Genomic DNA, 15,348 nt, shown 5'->3' on the forward strand with positions numbered 1-15,348 from the left:
TCATACTGGGGGTTTTTTAGTGCTAAATATTTTTCTCATAATATTCTTCTGCGATCTCTTCGTAAAAAGCCGCAGATGTTGTGTAGAAATATGGAATTAACCATAAGAATCCAATCCCTAATGTAATACAACTTAATATAAACCAACCGATAAAACTTAAACATAAAATAAAATACTCCATCTTATGTCCATCCATCATACGACGACTTTCTGTAATAGCTTGGTTCAGTGAATATTCAGGATGATCGTTTATAATAAAGTATGTCATCGCATAAGAAAATGATTTAATAATACCTGGAATAATGAACAATAACGTCCATAAGAAAAGATAAAGATTTACTAATAAATATAATAAAAATGATTTTAGAAATCTCTTTCCCTCTGAAAACCAAATGAATACATTACCGATACTAGCTTGATTTTCACGAAGGATATTTAAACCAAGGTAATATCCACCTAAAGTTAACGGCCCAGTAACAAAAAATGTAAGAATATTCGTTGAAAGTGAACCATTTGTTTTTTGCCAACCGAAAATTAAAGAAAATCCCCAATCAACACTAAAACTAAAAGCCGTGATAAGAATTGAAATGAGCAGTGTAGCTCCAACAGCTAATCCCCACTTCCCTTCTAATGAATCTAGTGCTTCTCCTTTTAGATCACTAATCATGCGTAGCCTCGCCTCCTATACACAATAATTCTATTAGTATAGCATGTTCCTATTGAAATTCACCTTTTGAAATGTAGCGATAAAAGTGTGCTGTCGTTGTACTCATATACGGACTAAGCCAAAGAAATCCTATTCCAAAAGTAAGAAGCGCTAAAACAACCCAACCTATGAAGCTCAGCCATAAAAGAAACAAATCTAACTTATGACCCCTCATAAGATTCTTACTTTCCTTCATCGCCTGCGAAACACTATATTCTGGATTTTCAATCATCACATAGTACGTCAGTGCATAAGAAAAATACATCACAATCATACCAACAATTGAAATTGCTAATAGTACGAAGAAAGCTATTGCAAATGACGTATTCCCTTCTTCACCTAACAATGCAAATAAGCCTATTAACAGCATCGGAATCCATGTACCCGTATATAACAAAATCGCAAGCATTGCCCACATTGTTTTCATCATTCTTTTAAAGCCACGAAATCCTTCGAATAAGTAATCTACTTTAGCATCTTCTCGTTTACTAATTTGTAGAAACACATTCGTGTAACCGTATGAGGTAATACCATAAGATGCATTACTCAAAATAATCATTATGCAATAGAAAATCCCAAATGTAATAGCTGCTCCAATTGACATCGTTTCCGCCTCAACTGACCCAGCTAAGCTAACAACTAAGAAAAATATAATAATTCCTGGAATTAATAATATAAGCATTGCAGCCATCGAAACGACATAACTTAAAATAAAATATAAAATCGTTGATCCAACACCTAGTCCCCATTTCCCCTTTAAAGAGTACAATGCTTCTCGTTTCATTTCACCGATCATTGATTCATCCCCTTCATAAAATATAAATTGTTGTACACTTCTACTTATACAAGCATCAATATAATTATACCAGTTTTGTAAAATTATCCATAAAATACACAAAAAAAATCCGTAAAGGCAAGGCCCTTACGGATTTTTTTACTTCATATCAGAAACATTTAAACGGTTCACAGCACGTTGTAATGCCATTTCTGCACGTCTAAAGTCAACATGTGCTTGTTTGTCTTGCATACGTTGCTCAGCGCGACGCTTCGCTTCATTTGCACGATGGATATCGATATGGTTTGCTTCTTCAGCAGATGATGATAATACAGTTACTTTATCTGGACGAACTTCGATAAAGCCACCACTTACTGCTACATAATCAGTGTGTCCACCATTTTTCAGACGAACTGCACTAATTTTTAATGGTGCAACAGTTGGAATGTGACCTGGTAAGATCCCCATTTCCCCACTCTCTGCTTTTACACTTACCATTTCTACTTCTTTTTCGTAAACCGGTCCATCAGGAGTTACAATACTGACTGGAAATGTCTTCATACTTCGTCCCTCCTAAGGCCTTACGCCATCATTTTCTTCGCGTTCTCAATAACTTCTTCAATGCTACCAACTAAGCGGAATGCATCTTCTGGAAGGTCATCATATTTTCCTTCTAGAATTTCTTTGAAGCCACTAACTGTATTTTTTACAGGTACGTAAGAACCTTTTTGACCTGTAAACTGCTCAGCTACGTGGAAGTTTTGAGATAAGAAGAATTGAATACGACGAGCACGATGTACAACTAACTTATCTTCTTCAGATAACTCATCCATACCTAAGATAGCGATGATATCTTGAAGTTCTTTGTAACGTTGTAAAGTTTGCTGCACTTGACGTGCTACTTCATAATGCTCTTCTCCTACGATTTCTGGAGAAAGTGCACGAGATGTAGATGCTAATGGATCTACGGCTGGGTAAATACCCATTTGTGTTAAACGACGCTCTAAGTTTGTTGTTGCATCTAAGTGAGCGAATGTTGTAGCTGGTGCTGGGTCAGTATAGTCATCGGCTGGTACATATACCGCTTGGATAGACGTGATAGACCCTTTATTTGTAGATGTAATACGCTCTTGTAATTGACCCATTTCTGTTGCAAGTGTTGGTTGGTAACCTACCGCAGATGGCATACGACCAAGAAGGGCAGATACTTCAGAACCAGCTTGCGTGAAACGGAAGATGTTATCGATGAACAGAAGTACGTCTTGTCCTTGCTCATCACGGAAATGCTCAGCCATTGTTAAACCTGTTAATGCAACACGTTGACGTGCTCCAGGTGGCTCATTCATTTGTCCGAATACCATCGCAGTTTTCTTGATTACGCCAGAATCGCTCATTTCATGGTATAAGTCATTACCCTCACGAGTACGCTCACCTACACCAGCGAATACAGAGATACCACCGTGCTCTTGTGCGATGTTGTTAATTAATTCCTGAATTAATACTGTTTTACCTACGCCGGCACCACCGAATAGGCCGATCTTACCACCCTTAATGTAAGGAGCAAGTAAGTCTACTACTTTAATACCAGTTTCAAGAATTTCTACTTTAGTAGATAATTCTTCGAATGCAGGTGCTTGACGGTGAATTGGATCACGGTGTACATCCGCAGGAAGTTCACCATCTAAGTCAATTGCATCACCTAATACGTTGAATACACGACCAAGTGTTGCATCACCAACTGGTACAGAGATTGCTTTACCAGTATCTTCTACTTCTGTGCCACGAACAAGTCCATCTGTGGAAGACATCGCAACTGTACGAACTGTATCATCACCTAAATGAAGTGCAACTTCAAATGTTAAGTTCATGCTTCCGTTTTCGTTGCTTTGTTTTACCGTAAGGGCGTTGTAGATTTCTGGTAGCTTTCCGCCATCAAACTTAACGTCTACAACCGGACCCATGATTTGCGTAACGCGCCCTTTATTCATCGGGTTCCCTCCTAGCTTTCTTTTAATTAGCCAGCTCTCTAAGCGAAGTCGGCTTTTAATTTTTTATTAGTTTAGCTTACGCGACTCTTTTGAAAGAGCCGCTTCCACTTTTTATTGAATCTAGTTCCAGCGGCTAGAACAGTCGGTCATTTCGCGCCTTCCTGTGAGGCAAACTACGCCTCTTCGTCAGGAGCTCCAATGCCCTCCTGTTCTGGACGAGCCGCTTCCACTTTTTATTACTATTCTAACGCTGCTGCTCCACCAACGATTTCCGTAATTTCTTGCGTAATCGCTGCCTGACGCGCACGGTTGAATGAAAGTGTAAGTGAATCGATAACTTCCATTGCGTTGTCTGTAGCACTCTTCATTGCTGTCATACGCGCTGCGTGCTCACTTGCTTTACCATCTAGTAATGCACCGTACACTAAGCTTTCTGCGTATTGTGGCAATAATACTTTTAAAATTTCTTCTTCAGAAGGTTCAAATTCATAAGCTGTCGTCGGTTTGTCAGACGCCACATCAGTAAGCGGTAAAATTTTATTTTCCGTTACTTCTTGTGAAATTTTACTTACGTAATGGTTGTAGTAAATATACAGCTCATCATAAGCACCATCTGCGAACATCGCAATTGCTCGAGAAGCAAGATCTTTAATATCAGTAAATGATGGGTGGTCAGATAATCCAACTACTTCATCAATGATGTTAAAGCCGCGACGTTTTAAATAATCACGTCCTAGTCGTCCAAGTACAATAATTGAATATTGATTTGAATCCATATTATGACGTTCACGAATTACGTTACTTACTGTACGTAATACGTTACTGTTATAACCACCTGCTAGTCCGCGATCAGATGTAATAACGATGTATCCTGTACGCTTTACAGGACGCGCATTTAGCATTGGATGATTAATTCCTTTACTTCCTTGCGCAATGCTCGCTACTACTTCTTGAATCTTTTCCATATACGGAACGAAAGATTTAGCATTTTGCTCTGCACGGTTTAACTTAGATGCAGATACCATCTCCATCGCCTTCGTAATTTGACTCGTTTTCTTTGTCGAGGTAATCTTCGCTTTTATATCGCGTAAAGATGCCACAGGTTTTCACCACCTTTTTTCCGGAAGTTGGCACGATTAGTAAGAATCCTCTTCCTAATCTACGTTGCAAGATATTCTTGCTCATGATTGAAGGAAAAGAATAGGTGCACCTACTCTTTTCCTTTACATAACCGTCAGCAATCTCAGAGGCTGAGATGCCTTATATATTATCTAGCGTCGGCGGCTTGTACGAGCCGCTTCCGCTTTTATTAATCTAGTTCCGCCTCTTAGCCGATGGGGCTGAACAGTCGGCTTCACTTTTATTATTATTCAGAAGCTACGAATACTTTTTTAAATCCGTTAATTGCTGCTGCAAATTTGTCGTCATCCGCAAGTTTCTTAGTTGTGCGGATTTCTTCTAATAAGTCAGTCGCATTAGAATCTAACCAAGCATGGAATTCTTCTTCGAAACGAGTGATATCTACTACTGGGATATCATCTAGGAATCCACGTGTTAAAGCGTAAAGAATGATAACTTGTTTCTCTACACGTAACGGTTTGTGTAATCCTTGTTTTAATACCTCAACAGTACGAGCACCACGGTTTAATTTCGCTTGAGTTGCTTTATCAAGGTCAGAACCGAACTGAGCGAACGCTTCTAACTCACGGTAAGATGCAAGGTCAAGACGAAGTGTACCTGATACTTTACTCATTGCTTTAATCTGAGCAGATCCACCTACACGAGATACAGAAGTACCCGCATCAATCGCTGGACGTACGCCAGAGAAGAATAGGTCAGATTGTAAGAAGATTTGTCCATCCGTAATAGAAATTACGTTTGTTGGGATGTATGCTGATACGTCCCCTGCTTGTGTTTCGATGAAAGGTAGTGCAGTTAAAGAACCGCCGCCTCTTGCATCACTTAATTTTGCTGCACGCTCTAATAAGCGAGAATGTAAGTAGAATACATCCCCTGGATAAGCTTCACGACCTGGAGGACGACGTAATAGTAATGACAGCTCACGGTAAGCCGCTGCTTGTTTTGATAAGTCATCATATACTACTAATACGTGTTTACCATTGTACATGAACTCTTCACCCATTGTTACACCAGCATAAGGAGCTAAGTATAATAATGGAGCTGGTTGAGAAGCAGATGCAGTTACAACGATTGTGTACTCTAATGCACCGTGCTTACGTAGTGTTTCTACTACGTTACGTACAGTTGATTCTTTTTGTCCGATAGCTACATAGATACAAATCATATCTTCATCTTTTTGGTTAATGATTGTATCAAGTGCAACTGCTGTTTTACCAGTTTGACGGTCACCGATAATTAACTCACGTTGACCACGGCCAATTGGTACAAGAGCGTCGATCGCTTTAATACCTGTTTGAAGTGGCTCATGAACAGATTTACGATCCATTACACCTGGTGCTGGACTTTCGATTGGACGAGTGTTTGTTGTATTGATTGGGCCTAAACCATCAACTGGTTGACCTAATGGGTTTACAACACGACCAATTAGTTCTTTTCCTACTGGTACTTGCATGATGCGACCAGTACGACGAACTTCGTCACCTTCACGGATTTCTGTGTAAGGTCCTAAAATGATAATACCTACGTTGTTTTCCTCTAAGTTTTGTGCTAGTCCCATAACGCCGTTAGAGAACTCTACAAGCTCACCAGCCATAACGTTATCAAGACCATGAGCACGCGCAATACCGTCACCAACTTGGATAACTGTACCAACATCACTAACTTCGATTTCAGACTGATAGTTCTCGATTTGTTGCTTTATCAGTGCGCTAATTTCTTCAGCTCTGATGCTCATGTGCTTCACCCCTATCTATTCTTCATTAATTCACGCTGAATACGTGCTAATTTTCCTTGTAAACTTCCGTCATAAATGCGATTTCCAATGCGTACTTTAATTCCGCCTAGTAAATCTTCATCTACAACATTTTTCACGCGAATTGCATCTTTTCCCGTTCTCTTTGCAAATGCTTCTGCAATGTTAAGCTTCTCTTCTTCAGATAGAAGACGAATAGAATATACAGTTGCATCCGCTACGTTACGTTCTTCATTAGCAAGAACAACATATTCATCTGCAATTTCAGGTAAGATATCAATACGCTTGTTATCAATTAAAATATATAACGTATTTAAAATTGATTCAGAAACAGATCCGAATACGTTTGCAAGAAACGTTTTCTTCTGCTCTTTTGAAATGTTCGGTTGCGTTAAAAAGCTATGTAGTTCTCCGTTCTTTACATAAACGTTTTGTACAAGGCGTAATTCTTCTTCAAACATTTCTAATACGTGTTTTTCTTTTGCAATTTTAAAAAGAGCGACAGCATAACGTTTTGCTACAATCCCATTGCTCATCGCGCTTCTCCTACTTCTTTAATATAATCGCGAATTAACTTAACTTGATCTTCTTCTTTTAATTCTTTTTCAATTACTTTAGAAGCAATTTGAACAGATAAAGAAGCGACTTGTTCTTGTAAAGCAGCAATCGCTTGCTCTTTTTCGCGTTGAATTTCTTGTACAGCAGATGCTTTAATTGATTCTGCTTCTTCTTTCGCAGCAGCAACAATAACATCCTTTTGATCTACAGCTTGTTTTTTCGCTCTTTCGATTAACTCTTGTGCTTCAACACGTGATTGTTTTAACATTTCACGTTGTTCTTCTACTAACTTCTTCGCTTCAGCGTTACTTCTTTCTGCAGCGTCGATTTCATTAGTAACATGCTCTTCACGTTCTTTCATAATTCCCATTAAAGGACCCCACGCAAATTTGCGTAGCATTACTAATAGAATTAAGAAAATGAACAATGTATAAGCAATCGTTCCAAATGGAATGGCAGCTCCTAATAATAAAGTTGGCACAAGGATTCACTCCCTTCAAAATATCTAAATTGATCATATGAAAAAAAAAGACATACGTTTCGTTCATAAAGCAATGGCGAAGAAAGTTCGGAAAAACACTCTTCGCCATCTATGTAAGGGGAGTCTCCCTTATTTGTTCATTACGATGAATGCAATAACTACACCGATGATTGGAAGTGCCTCAACTAAAGCAACCCCGATGAACATAATTGTTTGAAGTGCGCCTTTTAATTCTGGTTGACGAGCAACACCTTCGATTGTACGTGATACGATAAGACCGTTACCAATACCTGCACCTAATGCTGATAAACCAATTGCAATTGCAGCTGCGATTACACCTAAACTCATTTAATTTGTCCTCCTTTGTATTATAAAAAAATAAATTTTTTCTTACTTAAATTATATTAATGGTCATGACTTACTTTATGAGCCATATAAACCATCGTTAACATAACGAAAATAAATGCTTGGATTGATCCAACGAATACACTGAATCCCATCCATGCTAACATTGGTACAAGCGCACCTAATGCTCCAAGGAATGATGCCCCGCCTAACTTAGCAAGTAATCCTAATAAGATCTCACCTGCATAAATGTTACCGAATAAACGAAGACCTAACGTTAATGTGTTAGCAAACTCCTCAATAACCTTTAATGGGAATAAGAATTTCATAGGTTGGAAATAACCTTTAACATACTCTTTCGTACCCTTCATCTTAATTCCATAATAATGGGTGAGGGTAACTACCATCACGGCTAATGTTAATGTAACTGCTGGATCAGACGTTGGTGACCTCCACCATGCAATATGTTCGCCAGCTTCAGTTGCTGAATACATGAATGGTAAACCAAGGAAGTTCGATACGATGATAAACATGATAAGCGTAACGCCAAGCGTTAAGAAACGTCCACCTGTTTTCCAGTCCATCGTACTATTGATAATCCCTTTCACGAAGTCAAACACCCATTCCATGAAGTTTTGCATCCCGGTTGGGCGAAGGGCTAAGCTGCGAGTTCCGATAACAGCGATTAAGAAAACAATAACTGCTGCTACAGTAACCATCATAACTGATGACAAATCGAACGTTAAACCTAGAAATTCAACTAATTTACCGTGTTCCACTAGTAATTCACCTCTCTTCCCTGCTCTTATACTCTAAATAAAGAAAATCTATGATCATGACAAGGTATCCTGTCAGCAATCCTACACCTAAGCCCCACATCGCAATTAACTCTTGATATTTGGCTGCAAATAAAATTAATAACCCAATCGTGGCGAATCTTGAATATGTACTTACAGCTGTCGCCTTAAACTTCACGTTTTCTCCATTTGTTACGCGATCTAACAGCTTGTCTGTTCTACGTGCAATGATGCGCAAACTAAGAAAACTGAAAATCGTTCCGATAATCAGCCCAAGAAATACATCCTTGTAAGAGGTAAATCCCCATCCTAGCACTAGAAGCGCAAGCAAGTAGTACATATATTTCTTTTGTCTTTGGACAAGTCCATGTACGTCTATCATCATTGCTCTCCCGAATAGTAATGTCGAATGAGTCGAATCATTGCGTATACCCCTGTTCCTAACCCGAGTAATAACCCTATAATAAGAAACAATGGAAACGTTCCAACCTTATTATCAATCCACTGCCCACCAAAGATTCCAACAAGTATAGAACCGACTAACTGAGCAAGAATTCCTGACATTAAAGCATATGCTTTTATATGGCTGCGATCGTTTTTTTGCAAGGATTCATCCCTCCAATATGTAACCCTCATTCACGATGTGTTAATAATAACTCATTTTTTTGCATAAATCCTATACAAAACAAAAAGTTTACATTTTCGTCACGGAATAGATGTAATTTTGTCACTGAAAGCCCTACCATCTATCCCCGTTGTTAGCATACAATAGGGTATTAACAGTGTCAACGAGAAATCGTAAAAAATCTAAAAATTTGAGTATTAGGCATTTCCTCCCAAAAATGAAAACGTTCCCCTTCTAAATACTGGTTACATATATGCAATTTCTAACAGTTTTCTCTTTATAATAGAAGGAAATGTTCACAAGTTTGTCACTATTATATTTTCGAGATATAACGCTTTCCTTCCATAATATAGTGTTCCTCAGACGTAAGACTTCTATATTATATGTGATGTGTATGCAACTTATGTTGTATATACGATGTATATTTATCCTCCCCCTCCCCTACTTGCTTGCAGCAAAAAAAAAACGAGCAGGGGAATCTCCCCTGCTCGTCAGTTGTCTTACTTCGTTCCGAATAAACGGTCACCAGCATCACCAAGACCTGGTACTACATATCCGTGGTCATTTAATTTCTCATCTAATGCTGCTACATAAATATCAACATCAGGATGTTCTTCTTGTACTACTTTTACCCCTTCTGGAGCTGCAACGATACACATTAATTTAATTTGTTTCGCACCGCGCTTTTTCAGAGAGTTAATCGCTTCAGCCGCAGAACCACCTGTTGCTAGCATCGGATCTAGTACGATAAAGTCGCGCTCTTCTACATCCGTTGGAAGTTTCACATAGTATTCTACCGGTTGCAATGTTTTAGGGTCACGGTATAAACCAACGTGTCCTACTTTTGCTGCTGGAATTAATTTCAGAATTCCATCAACCATTCCTAAACCTGCACGTAAAATCGGAATTAAACCAAGTTTTTTACCAGCGATCACTTTTGTTGTCGCTTTGCTTACAGGCGTTTCAATTTCGATGTCCTTAAGCGGAAGGTCGCGAGTAATTTCGAAAGCCATTAAGCTTGCTACTTCGTCCACTAATTCACGAAAATCTTTCGTACCTGTATTCTTATCGCGAATATATGTAATCTTATGTTGAATTAACGGGTGATCAAATACATACAGTTTTCCCATGTGAATCTCTCCTTTAGATGATATTCATGCGTTTGCACGCTTTTTTACACTATTTACGATTGTAAAGAAAACGCTACTAATATTCAAGGGCAAATTTGGCAAAATCATGATTTTACGATGAATCTATCTAGTATCTTTACCAATTATGGGAGCTGTATCCTTCATTATATCGCCAAAATTTATTCATCATTTGTATACATACTTTAAAAATAATATATGTCCACAAAAAAGACCGCCAAAACAATTAAGTCTCGGCAGTCTTCTTCAATCTATTATAGATTTGGATACATTGGGAATTTGCTAGTTAACGCTTCTACACGCTTACGTACTTCTTCTAATGCAGCTTCATTTTCATGATTTTTTAATGTATAAGCAATAAGTGACGCAATTTCATCCATTTCTTCTAAACCGAAACCACGAGATGTTACAGCTGCTGTACCGATACGTACACCACTTGTTACAAATGGGCTTGCTGTTTCAAATGGAATTGTATTTTTGTTCACTGTAATACCAACTTCATCTAATACGTGCTCTGCTACTTTACCTGTGATTTCTAAGTTACGAACATCAATCAAGATTAAGTGATTGTCTGTTCCGCCAGAAACAAGTGTAAGTCCTTCTTTTTGAAGACCTTCAGCTAAGCGGTTCGCATTGTTAATGATATTTTGTGCATATGTTTTGAAATCATCTTGAAGTGCTTCACCAAACGCAACAGCTTTTGCAGCGATTACGTGCATAAGTGGACCACCTTGAATACCAGGGAAGATTGATTTATCAATTTGTTTTGCAAATTGCTCTTCACATAAAATCATACCACCACGCGGGCCACGTAACGTTTTATGTGTTGTCGTTGTAACGAAATGTGCATGTGGTACTGGATTCGGATGTAAACCAGCAGCTACTAAACCAGCGATATGTGCCATATCAACCATTAAATAAGCGCCCACTTCATCTGCAATCTCACGGAATCGCTTGAAATCGATAACACGAGGGTATGCACTTGCACCTGCAACGATTAATTTTGGTTTATGTTCTTTCGCTTTTGCTAATACATCATCGTAATTAATACGGTGAGAGTCAGCATCCACGCCATATTCTACGAAATTATATTGTACTCCACTGAAGTTAACAGGGCTTCCGTGTGTTAAGTGACCACCATGAGATAAATTCATACCAAGTACTGTATCGCCTTGCTCTAAAATCGTGAAGTATACTGCCATGTTCGCTTGTGCACCAGAGTGTGGTTGAACATTTACGTGCTCTGCGCCGAAAATTTCTTTCACGCGATCACGTGCGATATCTTCTACTACGTCTACGTGTTCACAGCCACCATAATAACGTTTTCCAGGATATCCTTCAGCATACTTATTCGTTAAAACAGAACCTTGCGCCTCCATTACTGCTTCACTTACGAAGTTTTCCGAAGCAATTAACTCAATCTTCGAACGCTGTCTTCCTAGTTCTGCCTCAATTGCAGCAAATACCTTTTCATCTTGACGTTTTAAATGATCCACCAAAATCCCCCTTTTCTGAACGAATTACATCAATTCCCAACAGTTTTTTCTTATTTATTCAGAAAAAACGAAAATTCAGGTTGTAATTCTTTCGAACCTTCATGTTTTCAACTACATTCTAACATGACTTTCTATATCATAAAAGAAAAAAAAGACCGAAAATCGGTCTTTTCTTTCTTCTACTATAAAGTCAGACAACATACCTTTTATCTTATGATAAACAGCTACTATATGACTTCCTAATTTCTCATATTTAACTGCAAGTGGTAGTCTCTTCCGCCACCGCGTAAACAGCACGTGCTCCACCTATTAGTTTTCCACGTGTTTTGGCCATCGTTACATGTGCACTTCCAATTGCCTTCACACTTGTACGAACCGGAACAGCTACATGTTTTAAATGCATACCAATAAACGTATCACCAATATCCATTCCTGCATCTGCTTTAATAAACTCAACTACTACCGGATCTTTCAAATTGTGATACGCATATGTCCCCAATGCACCACCTGCTGATCTAACAGGCGTAACTGTTACAATTTCAAATTGATATTTTATCGCTACTTCTCTCTCAACCACTAAAGCACGGTTTAAATGCTCACAACATTGAAACGCTAATTCAATACCTGTTTGCTCTTGAAATTGTTTTAACTCAGAAAAAATCGCCTCTGCTACTTCCATCGTTCCTGATGTTCCAATTCTTTCGCCTAGCACTTCACTCGTGCTACAACCCACTACAAAAATTTGACCGCTTTGTAATGAAGCTTGTTCTTGGAAATCAGAAAGCGACATTTGTAGCTGTTCTCTTATCTTTACGATTTCTGTCATTACGCCTCTTCCTTTCACAGGTTGGTTCACCAAATTATATTTCACACTACTGATAGTTAGAATGTATTACTTTGTTTCGTATGTTTTAATTTTTCCTACGCGGTTTTCGTGACGACCACCTTCATAGTCAGTTGTTAACCAGATTTTCGCGATATCACGCGCTAGACCAGCACCAATTACACGCTCGCCCATTGCTAGCATGTTAGTGTCATTATGCTCTCTCGTTGCTTTCGCGCTGAAAGTATCATGCACTAACGCACAACGGATACCATTTACTTTGTTTGCTGCGATTGACATACCAATGCCTGTCCCACAAACTAAAATACCACGATCCACTTCACCATTCGCTACCATTTCAGCTGCTGGAAACGCAAAGTCAGGGTAATCAACAGAACCAGCTTCACATTCACAACCTAAATCAACATATTCAATATTTAACTCTTCTAATAAATTTACAAGTTCTTTGCGGATATTCATACCGCCGTGATCAGATGCTATTACTACTTTCATTTTTACCCCTCCAAAGTTTCAATCAATTATCTTCATTTCACACTCGCTACCTCAATAGGACGAAGTGATCTCCAATATCGTATTATACACGAAACATCAACCTACCGAATGTTTTTTCAGTAAAGTTTGTACAAGTTTTTCCATCTCATCTAACGTTTCTTTATAAATAGAAAGCGAGCCTCCAAATGGATCTGAAATGTCCTTGCCTATACCTTCAGTTAATCCATATAACGTATTCAATTTCTTTTCAACACTCGGATAATGCCCAAGTACAATTTGTTTATGATTTTCTGTCATCGTTACGACAATATCAGCCCAATCAAGCAAAGTTTCGTTTACTTGCTGCGCGGTATGGTCAATTGAAATCCCTTTTTCAGCTAAAGCTTCCTTCGCATGTACCGATGCATCGCTCCCAGGATAGGCGAAAACACCGGCAGATTGTACTTCAAACCTATCTCCTCCGTGATGACGAAGCAACGCCTCAGCCATTGGACTACGACATGTATTGCCAGTACAAACAAATAATACTCGTTTCATCCAAACCCACCCCTATATTCGATTTCTTACCACTCATCATAACTTACATTAGAATAGAACAAAAGAAATGTGAATATACAAAAGGCGCATTTCTCTTATATTTTTTCTAAGAAAAATGCGCCTTATCCACATATATGTGAAACCCTATTTCCAAGTGCCCAGAGTATTTTAACATACCTACTGAATATGCAACAAAAATAAGGAATCCATTTCATACGAAACGGATTCCTCTTATACAGCAATTATTTCATTGTAACTTTCATTACTTCTGTTGAACCTTTTGTAGCTGTTACGCCTACAGTTGTCTTAATAGACTCAGCTGCATCTGTGTTTGTAATAACGATTGGAGTAATTGTGCTTTTCGCTTTTTCACGGATTAATTCTAAGTCGAATGAGATTAATTTATCTCCAGCTTTTACAGCTTGGCCTTCAGAAACGTGAGCTTCGAAACCTTCGCCTTCCATTTTTACAGTTTCTAATCCAACGTGGATTAAAATTTCTGTGCCATTTTTCGCTTTAATTCCGATAGCATGTTTTGTGTGGAATAATTGTACGATTTCACCATCAACTGGAGATACAACTACACCTTCAGTAGGATCGATTGCAACACCGTCACCCATCATACGACCAGCGAATACTGGATCTGGTACTTCTTCAATATTTTTCACTGCTCCAGTTAATGGAGCTACGATTGTTTCTTCATTTGTTTTTGAACCAAGACCGAATAATTTTTTAAACATAGGATAGTCCTCCTTATAATTTACCTAAAAGTTTATAGGGCAATCCCTAGTAAAGCTCGGGATACATGTAAGACTTCATACTTCGAATATTATACTGTAAAAACGCTTTCGAAATAAATTACGTCATTACTAATAGACTCTTATTGTAGCGCTTCACAAAATTCCAGTCAATTCTGATTGTCTGAATAACAATAAGAAGTTAACTTCTATTTATATTTTCTCTTTTTTTGCCCAACTTGTCTAGAGGTCTTTACCACATTTTATTTTTTGTTGTTAATTTGTAAAATTTAATTCAAACTTTTTTCAAAATCAACTTGACTAAAGTAAGTAACTATTTTATTATTACTTACGTAAGGTAAGTTAATAACTTTTAGGAGGTTTTTAAAAATGATGGATTTCGGTCTACTTATTATTCGTCTTATTATAGGAATTACATTCATGGGTCATGGCGCTCAAAAATTATTTGGTTGGTTCGGCGGTTACGGTTTAAAAGGAACAGGTGGCTGGATGGAGTCAATCGGTTTACGCCCTGGTGTATTTATGGCATTTATGGCTGGCGCAACTGAATTACTAGGTGGTTTCTTATTCGCATCAGGTATTTTCATTGTAGTTGGTTCATTATTTATCGTTGGAACAATGTTAATGGCTATCTTCACTGTTCACGGAAAAAATGGTTACTGGGTAACACAAAATGGATATGAATATAACTTAATGTTAATCGCTGTTGCTGTTGGTGTAGCTTTAATCGGACCTGGCGCATACGTTTTACTTTAATTTTTATCTCAGATTTGAGATTCTTGAAAAAGAACTTACTTCATTACAATTGAAGTAAGTTCTTTTTATGAAACAAAATATTATTTCCAGCAGGATTTTCTCATCGTTATCTTGTAAACAAACAATAAGTATTCATATTTAGAAAGGGG

The 15,348-nt window shown here is 38.1% G+C and carries 20 protein-coding genes; 1 reads left to right on the top strand and 19 read right to left on the bottom strand.

The window, feature by feature from the left end:
- Positions 1 to 22: 22 nt before the first annotated feature.
- The 19 genes from N2V79_RS26020 to N2V79_RS26110 all read right to left on the bottom strand — a co-directional run bounded on the left by N2V79_RS26020 (position 23) and on the right by N2V79_RS26110 (position 14,425).
- Positions 23 to 667: a DUF975 family protein gene (locus N2V79_RS26020; protein WP_023523558.1), complete on the bottom strand. Its 645-nt coding sequence runs from the start codon at positions 665 to 667 to the stop codon at positions 23 to 25.
- A gap of 49 nt (positions 668 to 716) precedes the next feature.
- Positions 717 to 1,502 (bottom strand): DUF975 family protein, encoded by a 786-nt coding sequence (locus N2V79_RS26025; protein ID WP_327904814.1) that lies wholly within the window; start codon positions 1,500 to 1,502, stop codon positions 717 to 719.
- Between the two features lie 138 nt (positions 1,503 to 1,640).
- Positions 1,641 to 2,042 carry a F0F1 ATP synthase subunit epsilon gene (atpC, locus tag N2V79_RS26030; RefSeq protein ID WP_000847215.1) on the bottom strand — a complete coding sequence of 134 codons (402 nt, stop codon included), beginning with the start codon at positions 2,040 to 2,042 and terminating at the stop codon, positions 1,641 to 1,643.
- Between the two features lie 20 nt (positions 2,043 to 2,062).
- Positions 2,063 to 3,469 carry a F0F1 ATP synthase subunit beta gene (gene atpD / locus N2V79_RS26035; RefSeq protein WP_001032596.1) on the bottom strand — a complete coding sequence of 469 codons (1,407 nt, stop codon included), beginning with the start codon at positions 3,467 to 3,469 and terminating at the stop codon, positions 2,063 to 2,065.
- Positions 3,470 to 3,708: 239 nt separating this feature from the next.
- Positions 3,709 to 4,569 carry a F0F1 ATP synthase subunit gamma gene (atpG, locus tag N2V79_RS26040; protein WP_000157703.1) on the bottom strand — a complete coding sequence of 287 codons (861 nt, stop codon included), beginning with the start codon at positions 4,567 to 4,569 and terminating at the stop codon, positions 3,709 to 3,711.
- Positions 4,570 to 4,835: 266 nt separating this feature from the next.
- Complete coding sequence (atpA, locus tag N2V79_RS26045; protein ID WP_000027521.1) at positions 4,836 to 6,344, bottom strand: F0F1 ATP synthase subunit alpha; 1,509 nt, start codon at positions 6,342 to 6,344, stop codon at positions 4,836 to 4,838.
- An 11-nt stretch (positions 6,345 to 6,355) separates the two neighbouring features.
- Complete coding sequence (gene atpH, locus N2V79_RS26050; protein WP_000064682.1) at positions 6,356 to 6,898, bottom strand: F0F1 ATP synthase subunit delta; 543 nt, start codon at positions 6,896 to 6,898, stop codon at positions 6,356 to 6,358.
- A complete protein-coding gene (gene atpF, locus N2V79_RS26055) occupies positions 6,895 to 7,401 on the bottom strand; it encodes a F0F1 ATP synthase subunit B (RefSeq protein WP_001142615.1) in 507 nt (168 codons plus the stop codon). Before atpF ends, atpH begins: the two co-directional genes overlap by 4 nt.
- A 129-nt stretch (positions 7,402 to 7,530) precedes the next feature.
- Positions 7,531 to 7,749: a F0F1 ATP synthase subunit C gene (atpE, locus tag N2V79_RS26060; RefSeq protein WP_000052064.1), complete on the bottom strand. Its 219-nt coding sequence runs from the start codon at positions 7,747 to 7,749 to the stop codon at positions 7,531 to 7,533.
- Between the two features lie 56 nt (positions 7,750 to 7,805).
- Positions 7,806 to 8,525 carry a F0F1 ATP synthase subunit A gene (atpB, locus tag N2V79_RS26065; protein ID WP_000399870.1) on the bottom strand — a complete coding sequence of 240 codons (720 nt, stop codon included), beginning with the start codon at positions 8,523 to 8,525 and terminating at the stop codon, positions 7,806 to 7,808.
- Positions 8,526 to 8,532: 7 nt separating this feature from the next.
- Positions 8,533 to 8,925, bottom strand: coding sequence for an ATP synthase subunit I (locus N2V79_RS26070; protein ID WP_000567600.1), 393 nt, complete (start codon positions 8,923 to 8,925; stop codon positions 8,533 to 8,535).
- Positions 8,925 to 9,149 (bottom strand): AtpZ/AtpI family protein, encoded by a 225-nt coding sequence (locus N2V79_RS26075; RefSeq protein ID WP_001171223.1) that lies wholly within the window; start codon positions 9,147 to 9,149, stop codon positions 8,925 to 8,927. Before N2V79_RS26075 ends, N2V79_RS26070 begins: the two co-directional genes overlap by 1 nt.
- 26 nt (positions 9,150 to 9,175) lie before the next feature.
- The gene (locus N2V79_RS26080) at positions 9,176 to 9,289 is read right to left on the bottom strand and encodes a DUF4024 domain-containing protein (protein ID WP_000232962.1); all 114 of its coding nucleotides are present in this window, start codon (positions 9,287 to 9,289) and stop codon (positions 9,176 to 9,178) included.
- 379 nt (positions 9,290 to 9,668) lie between these two features.
- On the bottom strand, positions 9,669 to 10,298 hold the full coding sequence (upp, locus tag N2V79_RS26085; RefSeq protein ID WP_000517539.1) for a uracil phosphoribosyltransferase: 630 nt from the start codon (positions 10,296 to 10,298) through the stop codon (positions 9,669 to 9,671).
- A gap of 272 nt (positions 10,299 to 10,570) precedes the next feature.
- Positions 10,571 to 11,812: a serine hydroxymethyltransferase gene (gene glyA / locus N2V79_RS26090; protein WP_000349806.1), complete on the bottom strand. Its 1,242-nt coding sequence runs from the start codon at positions 11,810 to 11,812 to the stop codon at positions 10,571 to 10,573.
- Between the two features lie 253 nt (positions 11,813 to 12,065).
- Positions 12,066 to 12,638: a TIGR01440 family protein gene (locus tag N2V79_RS26095; RefSeq protein WP_340720316.1), complete on the bottom strand. Its 573-nt coding sequence runs from the start codon at positions 12,636 to 12,638 to the stop codon at positions 12,066 to 12,068.
- Positions 12,639 to 12,704: 66 nt separating this feature from the next.
- Positions 12,705 to 13,148 (bottom strand): ribose 5-phosphate isomerase B, encoded by a 444-nt coding sequence (gene rpiB / locus N2V79_RS26100; protein ID WP_000869539.1) that lies wholly within the window; start codon positions 13,146 to 13,148, stop codon positions 12,705 to 12,707.
- Between the two features lie 96 nt (positions 13,149 to 13,244).
- Positions 13,245 to 13,685 (bottom strand): low molecular weight protein arginine phosphatase, encoded by a 441-nt coding sequence (locus N2V79_RS26105; protein ID WP_000832375.1) that lies wholly within the window; start codon positions 13,683 to 13,685, stop codon positions 13,245 to 13,247.
- Between the two features lie 242 nt (positions 13,686 to 13,927).
- Positions 13,928 to 14,425, bottom strand: coding sequence for a PTS sugar transporter subunit IIA (locus N2V79_RS26110; protein ID WP_000473666.1), 498 nt, complete (start codon positions 14,423 to 14,425; stop codon positions 13,928 to 13,930).
- A gap of 387 nt (positions 14,426 to 14,812) precedes the next feature.
- Between N2V79_RS26110 and N2V79_RS26115 the strand changes: the two genes are divergently transcribed.
- Positions 14,813 to 15,199 (top strand): DoxX family protein, encoded by a 387-nt coding sequence (locus tag N2V79_RS26115; RefSeq protein WP_000968616.1) that lies wholly within the window; start codon positions 14,813 to 14,815, stop codon positions 15,197 to 15,199.
- The last annotated feature ends 149 nt before the right edge of the window (positions 15,200 to 15,348 follow it).

The sequence above is a fragment of the Bacillus sp. CH_70 genome, from assembly GCF_038007045.1.
GTDB lineage: Bacteria > Bacillota > Bacilli > Bacillales > Bacillaceae_G > Bacillus_A > Bacillus_A cereus.

Coding starts and splice junctions, on each gene's coding strand:
- N2V79_RS26020 (WP_023523558.1), bottom strand. CDS start 667: ATGATTAGTGATCTAAAAGGAGAAGCACTAGATTCATTAGAAGGGAAG.
- N2V79_RS26025 (WP_327904814.1), bottom strand. CDS start 1,502: ATGATCGGTGAAATGAAACGAGAAGCATTGTACTCTTTAAAGGGGAAA.
- atpC (WP_000847215.1), bottom strand. CDS start 2,042: ATGAAGACATTTCCAGTCAGTATTGTAACTCCTGATGGACCGGTTTAC.
- atpD (WP_001032596.1), bottom strand. CDS start 3,469: ATGAATAAAGGGCGCGTTACGCAAATCATGGGTCCGGTTGTAGACGTT.
- atpA (WP_000027521.1), bottom strand. CDS start 6,344: ATGAGCATCAGAGCTGAAGAAATTAGCGCACTGATAAAGCAACAAATC.
- atpH (WP_000064682.1), bottom strand. CDS start 6,898: ATGAGCAATGGGATTGTAGCAAAACGTTATGCTGTCGCTCTTTTTAAA.
- atpE (WP_000052064.1), bottom strand. CDS start 7,749: ATGAGTTTAGGTGTAATCGCAGCTGCAATTGCAATTGGTTTATCAGCA.
- N2V79_RS26070 (WP_000567600.1), bottom strand. CDS start 8,925: ATGATAGACGTACATGGACTTGTCCAAAGACAAAAGAAATATATGTAC.
- N2V79_RS26080 (WP_000232962.1), bottom strand. CDS start 9,289: ATGGTAGGGCTTTCAGTGACAAAATTACATCTATTCCGTGACGAAAAT.
- upp (WP_000517539.1), bottom strand. CDS start 10,298: ATGGGAAAACTGTATGTATTTGATCACCCGTTAATTCAACATAAGATT.
- N2V79_RS26095 (WP_340720316.1), bottom strand. CDS start 12,638: ATGACAGAAATCGTAAAGATAAGAGAACAGCTACAAATGTCGCTTTCT.
- rpiB (WP_000869539.1), bottom strand. CDS start 13,148: ATGAAAGTAGTAATAGCATCTGATCACGGCGGTATGAATATCCGCAAA.
- N2V79_RS26105 (WP_000832375.1), bottom strand. CDS start 13,685: ATGAAACGAGTATTATTTGTTTGTACTGGCAATACATGTCGTAGTCCA.
- N2V79_RS26110 (WP_000473666.1), bottom strand. CDS start 14,425: ATGTTTAAAAAATTATTCGGTCTTGGTTCAAAAACAAATGAAGAAACA.
- N2V79_RS26115 (WP_000968616.1), top strand. CDS start 14,813: ATGATGGATTTCGGTCTACTTATTATTCGTCTTATTATAGGAATTACA.